This is a genomic window from Paenibacillus radicis (ex Xue et al. 2023), assembly GCF_024722015.1.
GTDB lineage: Bacteria > Bacillota > Bacilli > Paenibacillales > NBRC-103111 > Paenibacillus_S.
Genome location: NZ_JANQBD010000007.1, coordinates 89,252 through 111,907, shown reverse-complemented (window position 1 = coordinate 111,907; position 22,656 = coordinate 89,252). Strand labels below are relative to the sequence as shown.

General features: G+C 45.0%; 22 protein-coding genes and 1 pseudogene. 20 read left to right on the top strand and 3 right to left on the bottom strand.

The window, feature by feature from the left end; all coding sequences use genetic code 11:
* Positions 1 to 122 precede the first annotated feature (122 nt).
* The gene (locus NV381_RS11260) at positions 123 to 803 is read right to left on the bottom strand and encodes a DUF1232 domain-containing protein (protein ID WP_258213383.1); all 681 of its coding nucleotides are present in this window, start codon (positions 801 to 803) and stop codon (positions 123 to 125) included.
* Between the two features lie 132 nt (positions 804 to 935).
* Between NV381_RS11260 and ytaF the strand changes: the two genes are divergently transcribed.
* The 6 genes from ytaF to NV381_RS11230 all read left to right on the top strand — a co-directional run bounded on the left by ytaF (position 936) and on the right by NV381_RS11230 (position 6,884).
* A complete protein-coding gene (gene ytaF, locus NV381_RS11255) occupies positions 936 to 1,571 on the top strand; it encodes a sporulation membrane protein YtaF (protein ID WP_258213382.1) in 636 nt (211 codons plus the stop codon).
* 290 nt (positions 1,572 to 1,861) lie between these two features.
* Complete coding sequence (locus NV381_RS11250) at positions 1,862 to 2,455, top strand: hypothetical protein (protein WP_258213381.1); 594 nt, start codon at positions 1,862 to 1,864, stop codon at positions 2,453 to 2,455.
* A gap of 65 nt (positions 2,456 to 2,520) precedes the next feature.
* Positions 2,521 to 3,303 carry an SDR family NAD(P)-dependent oxidoreductase gene (locus NV381_RS11245; protein WP_258213380.1) on the top strand — a complete coding sequence of 261 codons (783 nt, stop codon included), beginning with the start codon at positions 2,521 to 2,523 and terminating at the stop codon, positions 3,301 to 3,303.
* 283 nt (positions 3,304 to 3,586) lie between these two features.
* Positions 3,587 to 5,884, top strand: a complete 2,298-nt coding sequence (locus NV381_RS11240) for a DNA topoisomerase 3 (protein ID WP_258213379.1) — start codon at positions 3,587 to 3,589, stop codon at positions 5,882 to 5,884.
* 86 nt (positions 5,885 to 5,970) lie between these two features.
* Complete coding sequence (locus tag NV381_RS11235) at positions 5,971 to 6,378, top strand: DUF4395 domain-containing protein (RefSeq protein ID WP_258213378.1); 408 nt, start codon at positions 5,971 to 5,973, stop codon at positions 6,376 to 6,378.
* A gap of 32 nt (positions 6,379 to 6,410) precedes the next feature.
* Positions 6,411 to 6,884, top strand: a complete 474-nt coding sequence (locus tag NV381_RS11230; RefSeq protein ID WP_258213377.1) for an SRPBCC family protein — start codon at positions 6,411 to 6,413, stop codon at positions 6,882 to 6,884.
* Between the two features lie 109 nt (positions 6,885 to 6,993).
* On the opposite strand, the gene NV381_RS11225 is transcribed toward NV381_RS11230, so the two are convergent.
* Positions 6,994 to 8,325, bottom strand: a complete 1,332-nt coding sequence (locus NV381_RS11225) for an N-acyl-D-glucosamine 2-epimerase (protein ID WP_258213376.1) — start codon at positions 8,323 to 8,325, stop codon at positions 6,994 to 6,996.
* A gap of 245 nt (positions 8,326 to 8,570) precedes the next feature.
* Here NV381_RS11225 and NV381_RS11220 point away from each other — a divergent pair, with 245 nt between their 5' ends.
* From NV381_RS11220 to NV381_RS11150, 14 genes and pseudogenes are all read left to right on the top strand, one after another.
* Positions 8,571 to 9,650, top strand: coding sequence for a CobW family GTP-binding protein (locus tag NV381_RS11220; RefSeq protein WP_258213375.1), 1,080 nt, complete (start codon positions 8,571 to 8,573; stop codon positions 9,648 to 9,650).
* A 59-nt stretch (positions 9,651 to 9,709) separates the two neighbouring features.
* Positions 9,710 to 10,180, top strand: coding sequence for a Fur family transcriptional regulator (locus tag NV381_RS11215; protein WP_258213544.1), 471 nt, complete (start codon positions 9,710 to 9,712; stop codon positions 10,178 to 10,180).
* Positions 10,181 to 10,244: 64 nt separating this feature from the next.
* A pseudogene (locus NV381_RS38425) lies at positions 10,245 to 10,858 on the top strand (IS91 family transposase); the annotation flags it as partial.
* Between the two features lie 1,169 nt (positions 10,859 to 12,027).
* A complete protein-coding gene (locus NV381_RS11200) occupies positions 12,028 to 13,125 on the top strand; it encodes a sulfate ABC transporter substrate-binding protein (RefSeq protein ID WP_258213372.1) in 1,098 nt (365 codons plus the stop codon).
* A 20-nt stretch (positions 13,126 to 13,145) separates the two neighbouring features.
* Positions 13,146 to 13,982: a sulfate ABC transporter permease subunit CysT gene (gene cysT / locus NV381_RS11195; RefSeq protein ID WP_258213371.1), complete on the top strand. Its 837-nt coding sequence runs from the start codon at positions 13,146 to 13,148 to the stop codon at positions 13,980 to 13,982.
* A gap of 99 nt (positions 13,983 to 14,081) precedes the next feature.
* A complete protein-coding gene (gene cysW / locus NV381_RS11190; protein WP_258213370.1) occupies positions 14,082 to 14,969 on the top strand; it encodes a sulfate ABC transporter permease subunit CysW in 888 nt (295 codons plus the stop codon).
* 6 nt (positions 14,970 to 14,975) lie between these two features.
* A complete protein-coding gene (locus NV381_RS11185; RefSeq protein WP_258213369.1) occupies positions 14,976 to 16,037 on the top strand; it encodes a sulfate/molybdate ABC transporter ATP-binding protein in 1,062 nt (353 codons plus the stop codon).
* A gap of 93 nt (positions 16,038 to 16,130) precedes the next feature.
* Positions 16,131 to 16,940, top strand: coding sequence for an alpha/beta hydrolase (locus NV381_RS11180; RefSeq protein WP_258213368.1), 810 nt, complete (start codon positions 16,131 to 16,133; stop codon positions 16,938 to 16,940).
* An 82-nt stretch (positions 16,941 to 17,022) separates the two neighbouring features.
* A complete protein-coding gene (locus tag NV381_RS11175) occupies positions 17,023 to 17,226 on the top strand; it encodes a YezD family protein (RefSeq protein WP_258213367.1) in 204 nt (67 codons plus the stop codon).
* A 29-nt stretch (positions 17,227 to 17,255) separates the two neighbouring features.
* The gene (ssuE, locus tag NV381_RS11170) at positions 17,256 to 17,837 is read left to right on the top strand and encodes an NADPH-dependent FMN reductase (RefSeq protein WP_258213366.1); all 582 of its coding nucleotides are present in this window, start codon (positions 17,256 to 17,258) and stop codon (positions 17,835 to 17,837) included.
* Positions 17,838 to 18,006: 169 nt separating this feature from the next.
* A complete protein-coding gene (locus NV381_RS11165; RefSeq protein WP_258213365.1) occupies positions 18,007 to 18,327 on the top strand; it encodes an RNA-binding protein in 321 nt (106 codons plus the stop codon).
* A 37-nt stretch (positions 18,328 to 18,364) separates the two neighbouring features.
* A complete protein-coding gene (locus NV381_RS11160) occupies positions 18,365 to 19,573 on the top strand; it encodes an LLM class flavin-dependent oxidoreductase (protein WP_258213364.1) in 1,209 nt (402 codons plus the stop codon).
* A gap of 36 nt (positions 19,574 to 19,609) precedes the next feature.
* Positions 19,610 to 20,386 carry an ABC transporter ATP-binding protein gene (locus NV381_RS11155; RefSeq protein ID WP_258213363.1) on the top strand — a complete coding sequence of 259 codons (777 nt, stop codon included), beginning with the start codon at positions 19,610 to 19,612 and terminating at the stop codon, positions 20,384 to 20,386.
* A 40-nt stretch (positions 20,387 to 20,426) separates the two neighbouring features.
* Positions 20,427 to 21,290, top strand: a complete 864-nt coding sequence (locus NV381_RS11150) for an ABC transporter permease (RefSeq protein ID WP_258213362.1) — start codon at positions 20,427 to 20,429, stop codon at positions 21,288 to 21,290.
* 62 nt (positions 21,291 to 21,352) lie between these two features.
* On the opposite strand, the gene NV381_RS11145 is transcribed toward NV381_RS11150, so the two are convergent.
* The gene (locus tag NV381_RS11145) at positions 21,353 to 22,570 is read right to left on the bottom strand and encodes an MFS transporter (protein ID WP_258213361.1); all 1,218 of its coding nucleotides are present in this window, start codon (positions 22,568 to 22,570) and stop codon (positions 21,353 to 21,355) included.
* Positions 22,571 to 22,656 lie beyond the last annotated feature (86 nt).

The following is a 22,656-nucleotide window of genomic DNA, read 5'->3' as shown; positions in this document are numbered from 1 at the left end:
CTTTCTAAAAGGAGATGTCTCCGTTTGTTTATTTTCTAGTCTGCAAGCTGTCTAATAGGCTGCAGTAAAAAAGAAGCAAGATAAACGGATCTTGTTGTTTATCTTGCCTTCTTTCTTCCATATCAAACGTTATTTTCGGGAGACTGTTCTTTATCATCCATAAGTTCAAGACGATTTAATACAATTTGAACTGCAATGGCATCGTCCAGATAGCCTATCGGAAATACGTAATCAGGTATGATGTCAGTGGATAAAATGAAATAAAGCAAGGCACTTCCGATTATGGCTTGTCTTTCCGATGTAAGCTCACTTTCGCAAAACAATACATACATTTGCTTCAGCCTGTCAATAAAAGGACCGGTACTGTTCACACTTTCCACTTTCGTTCTAAAGTCCTCAAGAATGGTTCTCCGTCCTTCCTCCGTCAACGCATACTGCTCGTATTTGATCAACTCTTTCCGAACAAGCTCAGTTGTAAACTGAGCATCGAACAGGTTGTAAGAAAGGAGAACCTCATTGATGCTGTCTACGGATGCATGAAAGTCCGAATGCTGATCAACCTGCCTAGTACCGATGTCAAATCCTGCGATCTGAAATAATTGTTCCGTTGAAATGCCAAGATGAACAGCAAAAAGCTGTAAATGGTCCAGTTTGGCGTTTTGCTTCCCGCTAATAATTCGTGAAATTGTAGCTGTATCAATTCCGGTAAGCGAGCTCAATTTACGCATTGACAATGAACGTTCTTTTAGTAATGACTTTAGGGTAGCACCAAGGTCTCTTTGCTTTTGATTCTCATATATCATCTATTATTCACTCCTTGTTAGTTATTGTTGATCAAGGGTGTTGAGTTTTCTCAACAATTCTTGAGATGGATATGCACTTTTTCTCAACATCGTCAATACAATGACAGTAACAATACAGAGGAGTGAACAAATATGGCATGGTTTCTGATTCTGGGTTTTGCAGTTTCGTCGAGCCTGGATAATCTTGGTGTTGGCATATCCTATGGAATTAGGGAAATACGCATCCGTTTTTTATCGAATCTGGTTATGGCTATCATTTGTTTTCTTTTTAGCGAAATAGGGATTTTAGGCGGGCAATGGCTTTCCAATGTTCTGCCAGGAATATTTCCTGTCTTGGTGGGGGCATTTTTACTATTCATCATAGGAATTCGTATCATTTTATTAGCAGTTCCACGTAAAAAGAAGATACCTCTCACCAATGACTTGGGGAGGTCCGAAAGCAAATCGTTGAAGGGCATTTTACAAAACCCTGAAACGGCCGATTCTGATAAATCTGGAGAAATTGGAATAGGTGAAGCTCTGATCCTCGGTGTCGCACTATCTGCGAATGCTGTCACAAATGGTTTGGGAGCCGGTTTGCTTGGATTGTCACCATTGGCGATCTCCTTAACCGCTGCTATCGGCAGTTTCATAACCGTGTGGTTTGGTGTTGCTGTAGGCCGTAAAGTGGCGGGAATTCATATTGGTTCTTTCAACTTGGGCCAATTTGGTACGATGTTGAGCGGCATCATCCTTTTATTAATCGCATGTAATTCATTTTTTAATTGAGGTAAGTTCTGTAGTTACTTGTCTAGATATTTTACGATGTTAGGGTGCTCGTTATGACAAAATAGAAGGTGCTCCTCCTGCGGGCACCTTTTTTATTTCTGGATCATCATAAATACTTCCATGAAATCAATGAGCAATGAGGCCTGCAATTACGAATTCATTTGGCTTGAAGCCTTTTAGATACAAATTGTTTACAAGTTAGAGAAGTTTTATTAACATCTATGATCAAAAATAAAAGATGTTCACAAGGAACAAAGAGCTGGATCAAAGATAAGGAGAGAGATGAGCAAATGAGAAGAGCAGTGATTACATTATTGAGTTTTACTTTAGTTATGACTATGGCCGCTTGCAGCAGCAATCCGACTAACAGCGGCGGGGAAAAAGGAGGCAAGGGGAGCGGAAGCTCTGAGATAACGGAACAGCAGAAAGGCGCTCAATCCCAAGCAGACGAAAAGATTTCATCAAGCGGAGCCCAGCAAGGGAATGATCCATCTTCAAAAGATAAAGCATCGCTTGAAGACAAAACTTCACAATCCGTTGGAGCTGCGACTGAGAGCAAATCGCAACCGGAATTAAAGGGTGAAGCAGCAGCTGAGAACAAACAACAATCTCAGGCTGCAGGTGTCACTATTGAAAGCACAGTCCGAACACCGCAACCTGTAGAAGCAACGACACCTAATAAGGCTAGACCAATACCAGCCACAGAACCTGTACCGGAGAGCAGGCTTCGTCAAGCTCAAGTAGTTGAACCTTCGGCAGTGGCAAAGCCCCAGCCCCAGCCGTCTAGAGTGGAAGCTGTGACTCCAGAGATCAAGTCGCTGCCAACTTCACCTGGTGAGCAGCCTGCAGCTGAAGTTAAACCCCAGCCACAGCCTTCACAGTAAGAGACTCTCGCCTTTCTGATGAAAATGGAGTAATCTAGAGGTAAATCAGGAGGGAGTGAGTACATTTGGATTTAGGGTTACAAGGAAAGGTTGCTCTTATTACCGGAGGAAGTAAAGGGATTGGATTTCACACGGCTCTTACATTAGCGAAGGAAGGTGCCAATGTAGCCATTTGCGCTCGCAATGAGGATGATTTGCAGAAAGCTGCCGCGTACATTACCGAGAATACAGGTAAGGAGGCATTGGTTATTCAGGCGGATATGACCTCGCAGGAGGAATGTGAGCGGGCCGTAGCCGAGACTGCGGCTAGGTTTGGCCGATTGGATATTTTGGTCAACAATGCAGGTACCGCTGCCGCTGACTCGTTTGAAAAAGTAGAAACAGGAACATGGACACATGATCTTGATTTGAAATTATTCGGTGCGATCCATTGTTCTCGTGCGGCGATCCCTCATTTTCGTAAGGCAGGCGGAGGGGCTATTGTTAACTTGGCTACTTCTGCAGCCAAAACACCAGCGGCCTCATCCTTACCTACTTCTGTAAGCCGTGCTGCCGGTTTGGCGCTTACCAATGCTATGAGCAAAGATTTGGCGGCTGACGGTATAAGAGTTAATGCTGTATGTATAGGTACGATTCGAAGTGATCAGATTGAGAAAATGTGGAAGAAGATGGCGCCGGATATGACTTGGGAGCAATTCGCCACGGATCCGAAGCATGCTATTCCACTTGGTCGAATAGGAAATACAGAGGAAGCGGCTAATGTTATCGCTTTTCTAGTATCTGATGCAGCCTCCTATGTAACAGGAACCTCTGTGAATGTTGATGGAGGAAAAGGCGCGGCTCTATAAGCCGGATAAATTTTATTGCTGGCAGGCTTTCTGCTAGAGGTTACATATAAACAGACAAAAACCTTGCCGTTTGACGACAGGGTTTTTGTCTGTTTATATGTAACAAGCAAGGTAATTAAATCGGCAAGCTTTCTTGGATTGAACAGTTCAAGTACTGCTGATATGATTGAGATAGACCAGACTACCCATTGACATAACCGGGGATTAGATTAAGCTATAGCATACATGGATTGAATTGAAATCAAATAAGCGGTATTTTTTTGTATGAGGGGCGAATGTATTATTGAAGACATTAATTATTGCTGAAAAGCCTGATATGGGGCGCAATATTGCGGCCGCTATTGATCCTAAGGCCAAAAATTTCCGGACATATATAGAAGGAGAGCAATATATTATTACATGGGCTATTGGGCATCTGATTGGCTTGGCCGAGCCGGATGCTTATGCCGAGAAGTATAAGAAATGGAATTTTCAAGATTTACCGATCATTCCAGATCACTTCAAGCTGGTGCCCAATGCCAAAACGAAGGATCAATTAAAGGTGATAGCCGATTTGGCCAAGCGTAGTGAAAGGCTTGTTAATGCCTGTGATGCGGGACGAGAGGGGCAGCATATTTTTTCGCTCATTCAAAGGCATTTGAAATTACCGCAACCGGTAAAAAGGCTGTGGATTTCCGATTTGACACCGGAGACTATCCGCAAAGGTTTTGCCGAGCTTCGGGAAGGTGCGGAGTACGAGAATTTAACTAAAGCGGCCCGTGCCCGGAGCGAAGCGGATTGGCTAATTGGGATGAATGGCTCGCGGGCTTTTACTACCAAGCATCAGGTGCTGCTGTCAGTTGGCCGTGTGCAAACACCGGTACTGGCGATTTTGTATGATCGTCAAAAGGAAGTCGAAGCGTTTAGCTCCAACAAATTTTATGATGTAGAAGCGATTTTTACACAAGAAGAAACCGAATATAAAGGGATGTGGCAGGGGGATAGATTGACGGATCCTGAGAAGGCCCAGGCCCTTGTAGATAAATGCAAGAAAAAGCCTGGCACTATCGCCAGCTACGAAGTAAAGGATACGAAGGAATATCCTTTTAAGCTGTATGATTTGACACTTTTGCAGCGGGAAGCGAATGCGAAATTCGGGTTTTCAGCAAAAAAGACGCTGGATGTAGCGCAGGCGTTGTATGAGAAGCATAAAGTTATCAGCTACCCGCGGACCAATTCAAATTACGTGAATGAACAAAACATACCCGAGATGCATCGAGCGTTGGATCAGCTTCGCGGTACTTCTTATGACGAGCTGGTGGCTGGGGCGGAGAAACGTTTTGTGCATAAAAATAATAAAGCGGTTTGCAACCCGGCCAAGGTCGAAGATCACCACGCTATACTACCTACACATAAAAAGGCTGGCGGATTATCGGCGGACGAGCAGCATATTTATGACTTAGTTGTAAGAAGGTTTTTATCCCATTTCTATCCAGCAGCGGAATATAAGGTGCATACCGTTCTAACTTCTGTTGAGCAGGAGTCGTTCAAAAGCACGATCAAACAGCTGCTTTCTATCGGTTGGAAGGTTATTTATGCCGATCAGAAGAAGGATAAGCCTAAAGCAAAGGGCAAGGCTGAAAAAAATGAGGATGAAGACCAAGCCGCCGAAGAGGAGATTAGTACGCCCTTTAGCCTGAAGGAAGATGAAGGTGTACAATGCTCTAAAATAGCCGCCAAAGAAAAGGAGACGCAGCCGCCAAAGTCATATACGGAAGGAACTCTGCTGAAAGCTATGGAGGGCGCAGGCAAGCAGGTTGAAGATGAGGAGCTTCGCGATGCGATGAAGGACTCCGGTCTTGGCACACCTGCAACGCGCGCTTCGGTTATCGAGCGGCTCAAGCATGTAGGCTATATTGTGATGCAGGGGAAACGAATTGTCATTACCCAGAAGGGGCGCATGGCAGTGGAGCTGATCCGCCAAGCAGGCGTCGATCTGTTGACATCGCCGGAAATGACCGGCCATTGGGAACGCAGGCTTAATGAAATTGCGCGTGGTTTGGCTTCGGATGACACGTTCATGGCTAACGTGAAGAAGTTCACGAACCTGATCATCGAGAAGGTTCGCATCCAGTCGAGGGCGGCGAAGCAAGCCTTCGAAAGCGAGGCGCAGCCGGCGGCAGCTGCGGCTAAGCGTGCGCCGCGTAAGCGCAGCGCTGCTTCGGCGGATGCCGAAGCAAGCGAGGGCGACGCAGCCGCGCCTGCGAAGCGCACGCGCGCCAAGCGCAGCAGCGCCGGGCGCGTGCCCGAGCCGGGTGCTGCGCAGCGCGTCGGTATCGCGGCTTGCCCACGGTCGGGCTGCGCGGGCAGGATCATAGCCGGCAAGCGCGGCTATGGCTGTACGGAATACAAAGCCGGCTGCGGCTTTGTAATCTGGAAGGACAGCTTCGGCGCAGACCTGTCGGAGCGGGATGCCCGTCAATTGGTAGAGCAAGGAAGCAGCTCTGCAATGACCTTGACCGACGCTGGAGGCGGCGTTGTGCAGGGAAGGCTTATCTTAATAGATAAGAGCACCGGGAAGGTTGCGCTTGAGCAGGCATAAGCGCAGTGATGGACAATCTCATCATTTATGAAGAAGGTTTCAAATCTATAGCGTTTGATCATAATGAAGGAGGAGGCTAAGCAAAAATGCGTGAAATTCCTGTACCGTATGTTCGGGCGAATCAAGCTGGAATTGTGCTTTTTGTTGTTCTGGCCATCGTATTGCAGCAACCGGTGTTTATCGCCGCAATATGGGCAATTCAAGTAATTGGATTATGGAGAGGCTTTCGAGCTAACTTGATTGTCAGATTGGCAACACCGTTTTTAGCCTCACGTGTGGCAGGAGCCCAAACGGAATCAGCCGAGCTGCTGCGATTTAACAACTCCATTGCCGTTATCCTGTTGACCATTTCCTTATTTTGTTTTTGGGTGATTCATTCTGCTGTTGCTGGATACATTGCTGCCGCTATGGTGGCTATTGCCGCACTAATTGCAATTTGTGGCTTCTGTGTCGGCTGTTTTCTTTACTATCAGTTTAAAAAGCGTTTGCGTTGAAAATTCACTAATCGGGAAGGATTGACGATCTGATGACATCACCGATTTGTTTTCCAGACCTTTCATCTAGACCCTTTACTCTGAAAACGGAGCGTCTGATGGCTGCGTCACCTGACGTACTCTTCAAGGCATGGACCAAGCAATTCGACCGTTGGTTTGCAGCACCGGGTTCAGTGATCATGCAGGGTGAAGTCAATACGGTCTTCTTCTTTGAGACCATTTACAAACATGAGGCGCAAAGCGAGGCACAACGTCATCCCCACTATGGAAGATTTCTTAGACTTGAACAAGATCGTCTTGTTGAGATAACATGGGTTACAGGAGCTGGAGGAACAAAGGGAGCTGAGACGGTAGTCACCGTTGAGCTGGAGCCTAATAGCACCGGTACGCTGCTGCGTCTTACACATGCAGGATTCCCTGATGAGGAATCGAGGGACGGTCACGAATATGCTTGGCCGTTTGTGCTTGAACAGCTGGATAAGCAAATGAGCACAAATGCTCAATAAATATTTATCGGAGCCATTTTTTCGCTAAACGATAAAGGAAGAGCCGTTTGAATCTCATTCGGCTCTTCCTTTTGTGAATTAACTGCTCCTTAATCTTACAACACTTTACTCACTCTTCTTCTACAGTTAAATAACAAGGCTGTGCTGCTTCAGTGGCATGTTTACTTGGAAATAACCATAAGTTCGGCGTATCCTCAATATTAGAGATAGAAAGCTGAAATCTCTCAGGGGGGAAATGACTGCTGCGCAGCAGTATGTTGCTTCCGTCAACTCGGATTACTTCAACAGGCAGTGCGTTATCTGGCTTCCCGTTGCGAATAATTTGAACAGCTTTTACTGCATCTGAAACTTTAACGCGCTTTTGAAAATAAATCATAATTTGCTCTGCTCCAATACGTTTGGCACATAATGGAACGGGGGCCTCGTCATACATATATTTGCCCAAATGATATTCGTAAGCAGTCCAGGTTGAATAACCCAGCTTGGCTGCATTGGAGGCAAAGTCATTTAACCAGGTCCGACTGCGCCTCATTCGTTGAAGAGAGCCAATATCTGCCTGCACCCCAATCGGAATATGCGGATGAATGGCTCTAATTTTAGCGGCAAACGGCTCGTAATGCTTGCAGTAATCGGGTTTAAGAAACGGTCGCATCCAATCCGGCCAATGGGTTTGAATAAAATGTACATCAGGTCTTACCGTTGAGATCATTGCTGCAGCATCAAGTCCCTGAAATTCCCGCAGCTTTTCGACCGAATCAGGACCAGCGTGAATACCAAGTGACCAGGTTGCAATTCTAATGTCGGGCCGGGCCTCGCGAACTCCACCTGGAGCATTAAATAGCTCAAACAAGAATCGGTTCACAGTCCAAACTCTGAATTCGATCCATTGACGATACAGAATGGGATTGTTTTTATAATAATTCGGATTGGAGCGATGTTTGAAATCCGGTATCTCGGAGCCATATTGCTGTTTAAAAGCGGCTCTGGCGTAGGGACCCACGTCTCCGTAAACTCCGTTGGCAAGGCCATTCCACTCAGGAAAATAAGGTTCCGCCACTTCCAGGCCATCAAAGGGATACTTCCGTACCAGCTCTGCAAGTGCCTGCTTCTTCCAAGCCGTATATTTATAGCTGAATGGTGAAAAGCGGAAGTAGCCATCGTTTACAGGCTTAAGCAGCACCATCTGCCAGTCCGGCCAGTCCTTTGGCAAATGTTCAGTTGTATAGGCGCCATTGCCTAATACCATCGCCCACACAGCCATACCTCTATCTTGCAGCTGTTCAATCAGCTTCTGATTTACCTTCGTCTCATCGGTCACAAAGTAATGGATTACCCGGTACCCTGCAAGCTCCAGCTCATCAGCAATGCTTTGCTCAGAACGGTTTAGATAATAGGGGAACGACGGGTCGATTTGAATTGAGGGTCCTAGAAGACGGTTCATGGCATCCTCCTGCAATAGTTCATTAATAAAAGCCATTAGAGTTAAAATGCGGCCACCACTATGCATTTATGTTGTATTGTATCAAATTAGAAGGCTGCTGTTTGAATTGAGTATATAATTGTAAAAATTACTTTTAAATTGACATTTGATCAACACAGGACTACAATTTTCTACATATAAGTTATTGTAAATACATGAAGAAGTAAGTTTTGCTAAAAAAGCAAAACTCCAAGGAGAGGACCACAATGAAACAAGCTGTACCTGTGCATATTTTATCCGGTTTCTTGGGTAGCGGCAAAACAACTTTGCTAACACAAGCGCTGGATTACTACAAGCAAAGCGGTAAAAAGCCGGCCGTACTTATGAATGAGCTGGGTGATGTGAATCTGGATGGAATGCTTGTTGAAGAAGGCGTTCCTATGTCAGAAATGCTGAGCGGCTGTATTTGCTGCACGATTCGCGGTGACTTGGGGCTGGAACTGAGAGAATTGATTCAGGAGAATTCACCTGATGTTATTTTTGTTGAATGTACCGGAGCTGCAAATCCTATGGAAATGTTGGATGGGGTCACTGATGCTTCTTTGCTGACTGAGCTTGAACTCAAATCTGTAATTACCGTAGTAGATGCAGCTCAACTACTGGAGCAGCATCGGAAGGGTGCCGGGAAAACATACCGGCTGATGCAGGAGCAGATTCGCTGTGCCACTCATCTTATTTTAAATAAAACAGACTTGATAGCTCCGGCAGATCTAGGCGAGCTCGAAATTGTGATCCGCGGATGGAACGCTGTCGCTCCAATTACTGCAACGGTACGATGCCATATCGATTTGACATTGTTCGACCGATTGGAGGGGGAACCGGGAGATCTTGTTAATCGTTCCAATAATCCGGATCATTCAGAGTCAGACCACACAACCTGTTCGCATGATCATGAGCATGGAGCGGCATGTACAGATCCTGGCCACCATCATGAGCATGAGGGAGATAGTCCTGCAACCCACAAGGAAGCCGTGACGCATCATTCTCACGATCATGTTATGGTGTACACTCACTATTTTAAAGCCCCCATAGATAGTGAGCAGTTTGAAGCACTTGTCGGAAGGCTTCCTGCCAATGTATATCGTGCCAAAGGAATATTGCGCTTCTCAGATACAACAAGCCCATTTATGTTTCAATATGCTTACCGTGAAATGGATTTCGTTAAAATAACGCCTAAGGAAGAGCTCCCTAGCGTGGCTGTTTTTATTGGAGAGCATTTCTCCAAACAGCAGCTGGCATTGGAGTTAGAGGCTCTGGAGAAGGCGGTTGTAGAGCAAAAAGATTGACTCTCATACCTAGATAGGGCATTATTAAACTAAAGAATGCATAAATTGAGGGATAAATGATGGAAAATCATAATCATAATCATGAGCAGAGTATACAAGAAACCGTTCAAGATATGGTCAAAGCAATGGCATCCAAAGGGTGGAGAATAACCGATCAGCGCAAAAGCCTGGCAACCCTCTTTGCAGAAGCCGAAGGGTACTTGTCACCCAAAGACGTATATGATTCGATGCGCCCCAAATATCCGGGAGTCAGCTTTGATACTGTGTACCGTAACTTACGGCTTCTGAGTGAAATGGGTGTGCTGGAGCAGTTTTATTTGAATGATGGACTTAAGTTCCGCGCAAGATGTCAATCTCACCATCATCATCATATGATCTGTATTCAATGTGAAAAAACGGTTACTTTTGAATTTTGTCCAATGAAGCATGTGCCCCATCTGCCTGAAGATTTTGAAATCATGAATCATCGGTTTGAAATTTTTGGTTATTGCAGTGATTGCTCGAAACAGCCTCATCCTGCAAATAACTAGAACAATAGGGTGAGAACCAAGGCCTCCGTCAGGAGGCCTTTTTTTAAGTTTTTGGAGTTCCCCAAAGGAGTATTTTGAGATGAAGCATAAAGTGATCCCGGGAATTATTGCAGGGCTCCATATGTTTGGCTCGCAGCTGAATTTCAACCCGCATATCCATATGCTAGTGACAATGGGGGGAATGAAAAGTAACGGGGAGTAGAAAAAGTATGACTTCATTCCATTTGAAATGCTGCGAAAGCAGTGGCAAACGGTCGTATGGAAGCAGATAAGAAAGCATGTTAATGCCGAAGAAAAGAAAAAAATACAGCCGCTGTTACAGAAGGCCTATTCAGAAAATGAAAAGGGTTTGCCCTGAAGCAAAAGGGGGATGTGAAGATGCAGCTAGGGTATGCTGGCCGTTATATGCGTCGACCTGCGATCACGATAAGTCGGATCGAGGCCTATGATGGACAGTGTGTGACGTTTCGGTATACAGATAAAACAGATGGAGAAGAACAGCGAGAAACCGTTACGGTAGAAGAGTTTATACCGAGGGTGATTCGACATATTCGAGACGAACAATTTAAGACGATCCGACATTACGGTGTCTACTCACGTAGGACGAAAAGCTTGAGTAAAAAGCTTGTTACGGAATGGCAAAAAGAAGCGATGAAATGGATCGTAAAGGCGAAGAAGGGAGGATGGACGACGGGGATCCTGAGGTGCCGCCGCAGTTTAGGTGCGAAGTATGTGATGGAGAGATGTACCCGGAGTACTACCAAGGGGTACATGGCTATGAATACCGCCTGGCCGATAGGTTAGGAGCAGCAAAGAAAGAGGTAGCAGAAAGCAGTAAAGTAGAACCGTATAGAGGGAACGGGTGTGGGATGGAGGAGCGATAGCGTCCGCCTTTGAAGCTCGTGTTCCAACCGCTGCAAGCCATAAATTCAAAAGGAACACGACTTCAACAGCGGCCGGAATCCCATACCCGATTCCCTCCCAACGCACAAACGTAGATTGTACACCAAGGACCTGGCCATCGGCCAGGTTTCTATTATCTACCTTACTTAGATTAAAATATCGTTAAACCTCAGGATCTTTAATGTACTTAACGACGATCAAGGGAAGGGATTCTTATTATTTGTACAGGTGTGAACCCTAGTAAGAGCTTAGAAGGATTGAACGGAACAGTGAGTTCCATTATTTGATTCCATGCTTCAAATAGAAGGCGATAGCGGAAGACCAACTTCCGTTATTTGGATTAAATGGGGTCAATACACGCAAAACCAGAGAGATAACGGAACTAGCGGTTCCTTTGTTTCTCTGGTTTTTGATCTTTTCAGGTGATAACGGAACAAGTACTTCCGCTGATGTGAATAAAATCTGCAACTCCTGGCACAAAGCCTTTTTCTTGCACAACTTAAGTGAGCTGAGTTAAAGCACAGAGTAGAACAAAAGAGGGAATGGGTGTGGAGTGGAGGGTCCCCCCTACCCATCATCGGACACTGCTCGGGTATGTAACCTACCTTTGAAGCTCGTGTTCCAGCCGCTGCAAGCCTGTAATTCAAAGGAACACGACTTCAACAGCGGCTGTAATCCTTACCATACATCCCTCCAAACGCCACAAACATAGATCGTATCCCAAGGACGCCACAAGACGTTGTGTAGATTGTAATTTATTACAAAAAAACGATTGACACCTTTCGAAGGCGATGATAATATACTGTTTATAAAACATAGTAAACACATCGGAATAAGATTAAATCAACCGGACCACCGGAGATCAAACCAGGATTAACATCCTGATTATCGGATGCGAGTACTAGTTATCATGAGAACCGTATATTTGAGGGGAGAAATATTACATGTCAAATACAAGCCTATTGAATTGGAAAAAATGGTCCGTGCTTAGTCTCGTTAGTTTATCCTTATTAGGTCTATCCGCATGCGGCGGTGGAACAACTGCACCGGCAGCATCCGGAACAACTTCAGGAGCTGCTCCTGACGCTAAGCCTGCGACGACTGCTGCAAAGCCTCCAGTTGAACTACTAAATGTATCCTACGATCCTACTCGTGAATTATACCAAGAATACAATAAAGCTTTCTCCGCCTATTGGAAGGATAAAACAGGTCAAACCGTTACGGTAAAAGCGTCTCATGGCGGCTCCGGTAAGCAAGGCCGTTCAATCATCGATGGGTTAGAGGCTGATGTTGCTACTTTGGCGCTTGCCTATGATATTGATGCGATTGAACAAGCGGGATTAATCCAAAAGGATTGGCAAAAGAAATTGAAGCAGAACAGTACACCTTACACATCAACTATCGTTTTTCTAGTTAAAAAAGGAAACCCAAAAGGTATCAAAGATTGGGATGATTTAATTAAACCAGGCGTGGAAGTAATTACTCCGAATCCGAAAACATCAGGCGGAGCTCGTTGGAACTACATAGCGGCTTGGGGCTATGCTGATCAAAAGTTTGGAAAAGATGAAGCAAAGTCGAAAGATTTTGTGACTAAGCTTTTCAAAAATGTACCTGTACTTGATTCCGGGGCTCGTGACTCCACAACAACATTCGTACAGCGTGGTATCGGTGATGTTCTAATTGCGTGGGAGAATGAAGCTTACCTGTCTATTAATGAATTCGGTAAAGACAAATATGAAATTGTAACTCCATCTTTAAGTGTGTTGGCAGAACCACCGGTTGCTATTGTTGATAAGGTAGTTGATAAAAAAGGTACACGTGAAGTAGCGCAAGCCTACCTTGAGTACCTGTACACAGAAGAAGGCCAAACGATTGCTGCAAAAAATTATTACCGTCCGCGTTTGGAATCGGTAGCCAAAAAATATGAAAGCCAGTTTGGTAAAGTAAACCTGTTTACGATTGATGATTTCGGCGGTTGGACAAAAACGCAAAAAACACATTTCAGCGATGGCGGAGTGTTCGATCAAATTTATAAACCTTAAGAGTCAGAGGAGAGAAATCCATGGCAAAGGCTTGGAAAGAGCGCAGCATTTTACCCGGATTTGGTTTGACAATGGGCTTTACCGTGTTGTATCTCAGCTTAATTGTCCTGTTTCCGTTATCCGCCATTTTTATTAAAACCTCGGGACTTACGTGGGCTCAATTCTGGCATACAATCACCGATACCCGTGTAATTGCGTCGTACAAAATCAGCTTCGGTACGGCGCTCGGTGCAGCATTAGTAAATACAGTTTTTGGATTTATCGTGGCTTGGGTTTTGGCGAGATATACGTTTCCGGGTAGACGCTTTATTGATGCGCTTGTGGACCTTCCTTTTGCGCTTCCGACAGCCGTTGCAGGTATCGCCTTAACGACCATATATTCGAAGAATGGATGGATAGGCAGCTTTCTTGAACCACTTGGTATTAAGGTTGCCTATACTCCGCTCGGTATCATGCTGGCACTGACTTTTATTGGTATTCCATTTGTAGTACGGACGCTGCAGCCGGTTGTACAGGAGCTGGAGAAAGAGATCGAGGAAGCGGCAGTCAGTCTCGGCGCTCAGCGCTTGCGAACTTTTGTCCGAGTAATCTTTCCCCAGCTGCTGCCGGCCTTGCTGACAGGATTTACGCTTGCTTTTGCCAGAGCGGTAGGTGAATATGGCTCCGTTGTATTCATATCGGGCAATATGCCAATGAAAACAGAGATTGCCCCGCTGCTTATAATGACAAAGCTTGAGCAATACGATTATGCCGGTGCTACAGCGATTGCGCTTGTCATGCTCGTGATTTCATTCCTCATGCTGCTAGTTATCAATTACTTGCAGTGGCGTGCCAATCGATTCAACGCATCCGTATAGCATATGCTTACTTAGTAAGCTTCGCTAGAGTGTAATTCAGTAAATGCTAAACGCTAAGGAAGTAAACTTTCCTATGGAAAGTTCTCAGGAGGATCCTCAATGGCCGGATATGTGGCGACCGTGAAAGCAGGTTCGGTAGCGGTAGATAGACCCAAACATATTACTGAACCGACGGTAGTAAAATGGATTTTAATAAGTATAGCCTTACTTTTTCTTGGATTATTATTGGTGCTGCCTTTAGTTTCCATCTTTGTGGAGGCATTCAGGAAAGGTACTGAAATTTATTTCAAGGCGTTAGTTGAACCGGATGCTGCTTCAGCAATAAGGCTTACCTTGTTAACAGCAGCAATTGCTGTACCACTTAATGTAGTGTTTGGAGTTTGTGCAGCATGGGCTATCACCAAGTTTAAGTTTAAAGGAAAAAATTTGCTGATAACTTTGATTGATCTGCCTTTTGCCGTATCACCTGTTATATCCGGTCTTGTATATGTTCTGTTATTTGGTGCAAGAGGCTGGTTCGGTCCTTGGCTTGGAGAGCATGACATCAAAATAATTTTTGCTTTACCGGGAATCGTGTTGGCTACGGTGTTCGTTACTTTTCCTTTTGTTGCAAGAGAGCTTCTGCCTTTAATGCAGGCACAGGGAGTGCAAGAAGAGGAAGCTGCCGTAACTTTGGGGGCCAAGGGCTGGAGAATTTTCTGGAAGGTAACTTTGCCTAATATCAAATGGGGTTTATTGTACGGAATCATCCTTTGTAATGCGAGAGCGATGGGTGAGTTTGGAGCTGTATCGGTCGTATCTGGGCACATTAGAGGTTCAACGAACACGATGCCGCTGCACATTCAGATTTTGTATAACGAATATAATTTTGCAGGTGCATTTGCCATTGCTTCTCTTTTGGTTTTACTGGCTGTAGTTACGCTGATTGTAAAGAGTCTTATTGAGTGGAAGCATGAAAGACAGCAGCACCAGTTGGAAGGGGAGTAAGGGAGCATGCATATTATAGCCAAACACTTGATGAAAAGCTTTGGCAGCTTTCAAGCTACCAAAGATGTAAGCTTCGAGATTGAAAAAGGTAAGCTTATCGGTTTGCTTGGACCGAGCGGTGGCGGCAAAACAACCATTTTACGCATGTTAGCCGGGTTGGAGGATGCGGATTCTGGAGAGATTTTATTTCACGGAAATAAAGTGAACCACTTACCGCCGCAGCAGCGTGGAATCGGGTTCGTATTCCAGAACTATGCGCTCTTCAGGCATATGAGTGTTTACGACAACATTGCGTTTGGGTTAACGGTTCAAAAGCGTTCCAAGCAAGAAATTAAATCACGTGTCAGTGAATTGATTGAGCTTACGGGATTGAAGGGCCTGGAGAAGAGGCTGCCGCATCAACTGTCCGGCGGTCAACGTCAGAGGGTAGCTTTTGCCAGAGCGATTGCTCCTGAGCCGCAGCTGCTGCTGCTTGATGAACCTTTTGCCGCTATTGATGCCAAGGTCCGCAAAGAGCTGCGCACATGGTTGAAGGAAATGATAAACCGGGTAGGAATCACCACGATATTTGTTACACATGATCAAGAAGAAGCGGTCGAGGTGGCCGATGAGATTATGATCATTAACCAAGGAATTCTTGAGCAGAAAGGATCGCCGATTGAGATTTACCAGCATCCTGAGACGCCTTTTGTAGCAAGCTTTATTGGGGAATCGAACCAGATAGAACGAATTTCAGATTTTAGAGGCTTTGAACAAACCGAACATTTTAATTCCAAAGCTATCATTCGTCCAGAATTTGTGGAAATTGGGTACAAAAATGAAATAGCCTATCTATCGGCTGCTGAGATCGGTACAGTGAAGAACATCTATTTCCGGGGGACGAATTGGCAGGTAGAGGTTGAAGTCAAAGGGCAAAAGCTGTACGCATACCGTTCATTGGAATTGGAAACGTTAAAGCTGTCTGATCCCGTATATGTGTTAATCCATCGTGTTTACCTGTTCAATGGTCAGAATCACCGAACGATAGAAAATGGCCTGAAAATTGATCCATTACCTGTGCACATATAAACTTTGCTTACGATGCAGGCTTGCACTTGCAAAGCTTAGACGGCCGCTCCTGTGGCAAGCTTGCTTCAAAGCTCTCAGAAAGGAAGAGTTGCTATGGAACACCAGATTACGATAAAAAGCGATGATGCCGAACTTGCTGCGACTCTGCATTATCCCACATCCACGGGCTCTAAAAACCCAATCATTATTATAGCGCATGGCTTTGTCGGGAATAGAATTGGCGTGGACCGGTTGTTTATTAAATCAGCACGTGAATTTAGTGAGCAAGGCTATATGGTTCTTCGCTTCGATTTTGCAGGCTGCGGAGAGAGTACTGGAGACTACGGTTCTGGTGGACTTGATGCATTGATTGATCAAACGAGAAGTGTGATCGACTATGCGTTAGGAATAGATTGCGTGGATCCTGCTCGTGTTATTTTGCTTGGTCATAGTCTGGGTGGTGCTGTAGCCATTCTAACTGCTGCGCGGGACAAGAGAGTCAAAACATTGGTACTTTGGTCGGCAGTTGCCCATCCATTTAATGATATTGTTAAAATTACCGGAAAAAAGCTATATGAGGATGCTGTACAATTCGGGAACGCTGATTACTTGGGATATTCATTTAAGCCGTCCTTTTTCGAATCATTGCCAAGACATCAGCCTTTTGAGCAAACGAGAAGGTTTAGCGGGGATGTCCTGCTCGTGCATGGTACGAATGATGACGTGATTCCTGTCGATTATTGCTTCTTGTATCAAAAGCTTTTTTGGATGAGATCGCAAGGGCAATGCGACAAAGAAATCATTTTCCAAGCGGATCATACGTTTTCAACAAATCAATCTTATCAACAATTAATTGGAACTACAAAAAATTGGCTGAATTCATTAGAAAAGCAAAAGAGCGAGTGGCATGATTGGACGATATAGGCGTTAAAGGAATGACAGCAAATTTTTTTAAGTGTTAATCCGAGTATACACATAGGAAATATAAAAGCGCGGAGGGATCAATATGGCCAAACCATTAGAAGTAGATGAAATTTGGACAAAGAGAATTCTTGGCTCAGTGAATGGCTTGGAATACGGTACGGTTCAAATAGTTGTTCACGATGGAAGAATTGTCCAAATTGAACGTACTGAACGCAAGCGGTTTGAATCGGAGGTTGCGTTGCGTGACCGCGATTCTTTGGACGGCAAACAAGTGAAATCGAAGTAAAACTATAAATCATAATGGAGTGTTGTCAAATGGCTCGTATTGTTATTATTTCCGGCAGTCCTTCGGCTTCTTCAAGACTTCAAGGTGTATTGGATTTTGTCCAGCAAGCGGGTGTTCAAGCAGGTTTGGATGTTGAATGGGTGCAGGTCAGAGACTTGGCTCCAGAGGATTTAGTATATTCCCGCTTCGACAGCCCTGCTATTATTGAAGCTAATCGTGTAATTGCCGAAGCGGACGCGGTAGTAGTTGCGTCACCTATTTACAAAGCTTCCTACACAGGTGTTCTCAAGAGTTTTCTAGATCTGATTCCCCAAAAAGGTTTAGAAGGGAAGGTAGTTCTTCCCCTTGCGATAGGCGGAACGATAGCTCACTTGTTGGCGATAGACCATGCATTTAAACCCGTATTATCGGCATTAGGTGCACATCATATTTTGTCCGGAGCTTTTATTCTGGATACACAGGTGCAGCGTTTGGAAAATGGCAGCTTCCAGCTTAATGAGGAGATTGCACAAAGACTGTCACAAGTAGTAGAAACATTTATTCAAGAAGCTTCATGGCGTGCAGAAAGGAATCAAACTACCGGCCTATCCCAAGACGTTGCGCTTACATAGGGAAGGTCGGGGAAGCCGAATAAGGAATTATAAATAGATTATTGTTATATAAACTGACCGTCTCAACGGAGGTTCTGTATAGCTGGAGCTTGCTCTGGCTTTATAGGACTTTTTTTATACTTTCAGCGGGGCTGAATATTCTGATACTAATTTTAAGGAGCTGATGCAATTGATTCCAAATAATAACGTGGATCCGGCATTATCAGAGTCAGAAGTACAGCATTTGCCTGATATTCAGTTCGTCAATTACTGTTACCAAACATTCGGCCTAAACAGAGGGATCTACAATACAATTGATCAATGGTTATACGATTTTGGATTCCGGGATATAGTGAGCCGGCGTGAATTGACGATTGCTTTTTTGAATGATATTCAGAAAAAGAACGGGAAAGAGCGAACAGGCACTATTTTACGTTTTGGAAAAGGAGGCTTGACTAAACAGCTGTATGATTTTATCCATTTTCCTCAGCGTATTTTTTTTAAGGATTAATCCGACAAAACATATATGAATAAAAGGAGCGATTCGTATGAGCAAAAATGGTAATGGCAATGTTGAATTTGGATGGTTTATTCCAACGACGGGTGATGGCAAATACATTGGCGTAAAGCCTGAGAGGGAATCGACCTCAGAGTATATGATTCAAGTTGCGCAAACGGCGGAGAAAGCAGGATTTACATTTGCATTGATTCCAACAGGGGGGTCATGCATTGATTCTTGGATCGTTGGTTCAGCGATTGCATCCCATACGAAAATATTGAAGCCTCTTGTAGCGATGCGCCCCGGATTAATAGCACCTGTATTGGCGGCAAGAATGGCCGCTTCGTTGGATTATATATCCAATGGACGTGCATTAATCAATGTTGTTACCGGAGGGTCTCCGCAAGATCTAAAAGCAACTGGAGATCCATTGGCCAACTCCCATGACGACCGCTACGAAAGAACTTTGGAATTTTTACAAATTGTTAAGGGTGTATGGAATGGCTCCAAACAGAGCGGTGAGCGATTTCTGGCAGGCAGTCAAAATTATCAGGAGTCGGAGCCGGTTAACTTCAAAGGGAAATATTATGAGATTGAAGGCGGAGCCAGTCTTCCTGCCCCCGTACAGAACCCGCATCCGCCCCTATATTTCGGAGGAAGCTCGCCTGCCGGTAAGCGAACTGCTGTAGAAACAGCTGATGTTTATCTGATGTGGAGCGAACCGCTTGATTGGATTAAGGAACAGATTGCCGAAATGGAGCAGCTGCGGGCTAATTTGAAGACGGAGAAGGGTATCGATCGTGAGCTGAGATATGGCTTGCGGGCTCAGGTGCTCGTGCGTGAAACGGAGGAAGAGGCTTGGCGGGAGGCTTGGGATATTATAAGCAAAATAGACCGCAAGGCGATAGAGCAATCAGGACAGCGGTTTACACAAACAGATGCTACCAACCAGAAGCGTCAGAACGAGCTTCGCGAGCTGTCTAAGGAGAATGATTATATTTTGGGGCCTAATTTATGGGCGGGAATATCCCTTGTTCGCGGCGGTGGCAGTATGCTTCTAGTAGGTACACCGGAGCAAGTATCGGATCGACTCCTTGAATATATTGATGCGGGCATATCTTCGTTCGTCTTGTCCGGTTATCCGAATTTGGAGGAAGCTGAGACGACTGGACGACTGCTGCTGCCGGAGATCAAACGTAGATTATCGGAGCGGGCTGCTGGCTCGCAGCACATAGACTTTGTAGAAACTAATGCCTGACAGGCCTGATAGAGGCAAAGGAAAGGAGCGAAGTTGATGGCGGACTATACGATAGAAATCGACCAATTAAATAAAACATTTCGGACACCACAAGGACCCGTGCAAGCATTAAAGGAAATTCGGCTTCATGTGAAGCCAGGTGAGTTTGTTACAGTAATTGGTCCCAGCGGTTGTGGAAAAAGCACGCTGCTCAAAATTATTGCCGGCCTCGATACGGATCATAATGGCCAGGTGCTGCTGGAGAAGCACCGGATTGATCGGCCCAGCATTGAGAAAGGATTTATTTTTCAGGAGCATCGGTTATTTCCATGGCTAACTGTTGAGAAAAATATTGCGGCAGATTTACCGCTCAAAAATCCGGATGTGCGTAAGCGAGTGGATGAGATGATAGAGCTGGTAAGGCTGCAGGGTTTCGAGAAAGCTTACCCGCGTGAGCTGTCGGGAGGGATGTCGCAGAGGGTAGCGATTGCAAGAGCGCTTATGCGCAACCCGAAGGTGCTGCTGCTGGATGAGCCGTTTGGTGCTCTCGACGCGTTTACACGTTCCCATATGCAGGAAGTATTGCTGGATATTTGGGTAAGAAACAAAACAACGATGATTTTGGTTACCCATGATATTGACGAGGCGATCTTTCTTGCAAACCGTGTGGTCATTATGAATGCGCGACCGGGAACTATTCGTAAACTTGTACCTATTGATTTACCTTATCCAAGGAAGAAGGCAAGCTCGTCATTCCAAGAGCTTCGGCATCTGGTGTTGAGCGAATTTGAAAAGGTCGAGGAGCTCGAGCTAATTGACAGCTCCGGTATATAGGTACTACAACAACTAACCATTATCCCATGAGGTGAAAAAAATGAATAATTCTGAAGTGCTACAAGGGCGGCCTGCTGTAATTGCCAAAGAGACCAAACCGGCAATTTCCGTACCGGAGGAACCGGGGAAATCCAAGCAGCGGGAGAGGATGAGGACCATCATCCGCGGTAGTATACTTCCTGTGACTGTTCTGCTCGTATGGCAAATTATCGGGTCCACCGGTTTGGTTACTAAGACAATTCTTCCGACACCAGTTGAAATTACAAAATCCTTCATTGAACTGCTTGTTAGCGGAGAACTATACAAACATTTACAGATCAGTTTATTTCGAGCGGCACTGGGCTTTCTTCTAGGCGGAGGGCTAGGTTTATTATTCGGAGTACTGGTTGGGCTGTTTAGACGGTTTGAGGATAGCTTAGACCCAAGCATACAAATGCTGCGAACTATCCCTCATCTAGCCATTACGCCATTATTTATATTATGGTTCGGATTCGGGGAATTTTCCAAAATTTTGTTAATTGCTAAAGGTGCCTTTTTTCCCTTGTACGTAAATACGTTTCTGGGTATTCGAGGCGTTGATTCCAAGCTGTTTGATGTCGCACGCGTTCTGGAGTTCAGCAGGTTTAAGCAAATTACGAGATTGGTTTTACCTGCTGCTTTGCCGAATGTGCTGTTGGGACTGCGCCTATCCATAGGGGTTGCTTGGCTCGGATTGGTTGTTGCAGAACTTATGGGCTCGAGCGAAGGGGTAGGTTATCTTATTTTGGATGCTAGACAATTTTCACAGACCTCTATTGTGTTTGTCGGCATTGTGATATTTGCTTTTGTAGGAAAGGGTTCGGATTCAATTGTACGGTACTTTGAGAAAAAATTATTGAAATGGCGGGATAACTTTAACGGATAAACCGATCATAGAGACCGCTCACACTAATGTGAAGCGGTCTTTTTCGGTTGAATCGATGTCTCTTAAGCTGTTGACTTTTGTTTGCCGGGCCGAATGGCTAGTAGAGCCAGCAGAGCAGCAGCAACACCAGTTCCACTGACCGAATAGAACAGTGTACGGCTAGATATATCCATAAGAATTGAGGCGGCAGGGGGGCCAGCCGCAACTCCGATAAAGCGCATGCTGCTGTATAGGGAAGTGATGGTGCCGCGCTGTTCTTTTTCAATACCTTCGGTGATCAACGCGTCCAGACTAGGTAAAGCGGCACCTACGCCAATACCGGTCAAGCTTAATAAGAGCAGCAATAATATCAATGAGGACGGATTCAGCCATCCACACATAATTAAAGCTCCGCTCAATAACACAAGGCTCCCCAGAGTGATCCATTTCATTAAAGGCTTGTTTTCCCCAATGATTTTTCCGGTAATATAAGAGGATAAGCAAAGGGCAGCAAGTGGAACGGCAAGTAAACAACCCTTGTATACACCTTTTATCCCGTATTGATCTTCCAATAAATTGGACAAGTAAAACAGAGCAGAGAACACAACAAACATACAAATACCGCCTATCGCAAATACAGCTATAAGCCAGCGCCCTTTTTCTCTGAATATAGCTTGAATCGACTTCCAGAATTGAGGGAATTTCATAATCGAATTGGAGTTTTCGGTTTTTGGTACTTTTACCAAAAAGCCTACTAACAGGATCGAAATCAGGCACAGCACAGGGATAGCATAAAAAGGAGCGTACCAGCTGATGATCGCGAGTAATGAACCGAGAATAGGGCTAAGAACCTTGCCGAATGTATTGGAAGTTTCGATAATGCCTAAACCGGTGCTAATATCACTTTCCTTCTTAAACAAATCTCCAACTAAGGGTAAAACGATGGGGGCCGCACCTGCAGCGCCTATTCCTTGAAGAAGTCGGCCCCATATAATTAAACTGTACCCATTACCCGAGAAGAAAGAAGCCATCCCGCATATGGCTCCTCCAGCCCCTGCAAGTATTAGGCTTGGAATCATCACTTTTTTGCGTCCAAAACGATCGGATAAGTAGCCTGCAATGGGAATAAGCACTATAGCAACCAGGGAGTACACGGTAATGATGAGGCTTATTTGAAATGAGCTGACCTGCAGCTTATCGGCAAGCGCCGGAAGAATCGGAATGAGCATAGAATTCCCCAATGTCATTATTAAGGGAACGGAGGATAAGGAGACTAGCGCTCCAGTTTTTCCAGTTTCCATACGGAAGTTAACCACCTCTGCTGACTGTTCGGTTTGAAAGTCAATGCTTCCGGTGATCCGGTCAAACATTGTCAATAATCGTAAGA

What these genes read in the sequence shown, in the direction of transcription:
- NV381_RS11155 (WP_258213363.1), top strand. Translation starts at nt 19,610, where the DNA reads ATGGCGGACTATACGATAGAAATCGACCAATTAAATAAAACATTTCGG.
- NV381_RS11160 (WP_258213364.1), top strand. Translation starts at nt 18,365, where the DNA reads ATGAGCAAAAATGGTAATGGCAATGTTGAATTTGGATGGTTTATTCCA.
- ssuE (WP_258213366.1), top strand. Translation starts at nt 17,256, where the DNA reads ATGGCTCGTATTGTTATTATTTCCGGCAGTCCTTCGGCTTCTTCAAGA.
- NV381_RS11175 (WP_258213367.1), top strand. Translation starts at nt 17,023, where the DNA reads ATGGCCAAACCATTAGAAGTAGATGAAATTTGGACAAAGAGAATTCTT.
- NV381_RS11200 (WP_258213372.1), top strand. Translation starts at nt 12,028, where the DNA reads ATGTCAAATACAAGCCTATTGAATTGGAAAAAATGGTCCGTGCTTAGT.
- NV381_RS11250 (WP_258213381.1), top strand. Translation starts at nt 1,862, where the DNA reads ATGAGAAGAGCAGTGATTACATTATTGAGTTTTACTTTAGTTATGACT.
- NV381_RS11260 (WP_258213383.1), bottom strand. Translation starts at nt 803, where the DNA reads ATGATATATGAGAATCAAAAGCAAAGAGACCTTGGTGCTACCCTAAAG.
- NV381_RS11145 (WP_258213361.1), bottom strand. Translation starts at nt 22,570, where the DNA reads ATGGAAACTGGAAAAACTGGAGCGCTAGTCTCCTTATCCTCCGTTCCC.
- NV381_RS11185 (WP_258213369.1), top strand. Translation starts at nt 14,976, where the DNA reads ATGCATATTATAGCCAAACACTTGATGAAAAGCTTTGGCAGCTTTCAA.
- cysT (WP_258213371.1), top strand. Translation starts at nt 13,146, where the DNA reads ATGGCAAAGGCTTGGAAAGAGCGCAGCATTTTACCCGGATTTGGTTTG.
- NV381_RS11180 (WP_258213368.1), top strand. Translation starts at nt 16,131, where the DNA reads ATGGAACACCAGATTACGATAAAAAGCGATGATGCCGAACTTGCTGCG.
- NV381_RS11230 (WP_258213377.1), top strand. Translation starts at nt 6,411, where the DNA reads ATGACATCACCGATTTGTTTTCCAGACCTTTCATCTAGACCCTTTACT.
- cysW (WP_258213370.1), top strand. Translation starts at nt 14,082, where the DNA reads ATGGCCGGATATGTGGCGACCGTGAAAGCAGGTTCGGTAGCGGTAGAT.
- NV381_RS11225 (WP_258213376.1), bottom strand. Translation starts at nt 8,325, where the DNA reads ATGAACCGTCTTCTAGGACCCTCAATTCAAATCGACCCGTCGTTCCCC.
- NV381_RS11235 (WP_258213378.1), top strand. Translation starts at nt 5,971, where the DNA reads ATGCGTGAAATTCCTGTACCGTATGTTCGGGCGAATCAAGCTGGAATT.
- NV381_RS11220 (WP_258213375.1), top strand. Translation starts at nt 8,571, where the DNA reads ATGAAACAAGCTGTACCTGTGCATATTTTATCCGGTTTCTTGGGTAGC.
- ytaF (WP_258213382.1), top strand. Translation starts at nt 936, where the DNA reads ATGGCATGGTTTCTGATTCTGGGTTTTGCAGTTTCGTCGAGCCTGGAT.
- NV381_RS11215 (WP_258213544.1), top strand. Translation starts at nt 9,710, where the DNA reads ATGGAAAATCATAATCATAATCATGAGCAGAGTATACAAGAAACCGTT.
- NV381_RS11150 (WP_258213362.1), top strand. Translation starts at nt 20,427, where the DNA reads ATGAATAATTCTGAAGTGCTACAAGGGCGGCCTGCTGTAATTGCCAAA.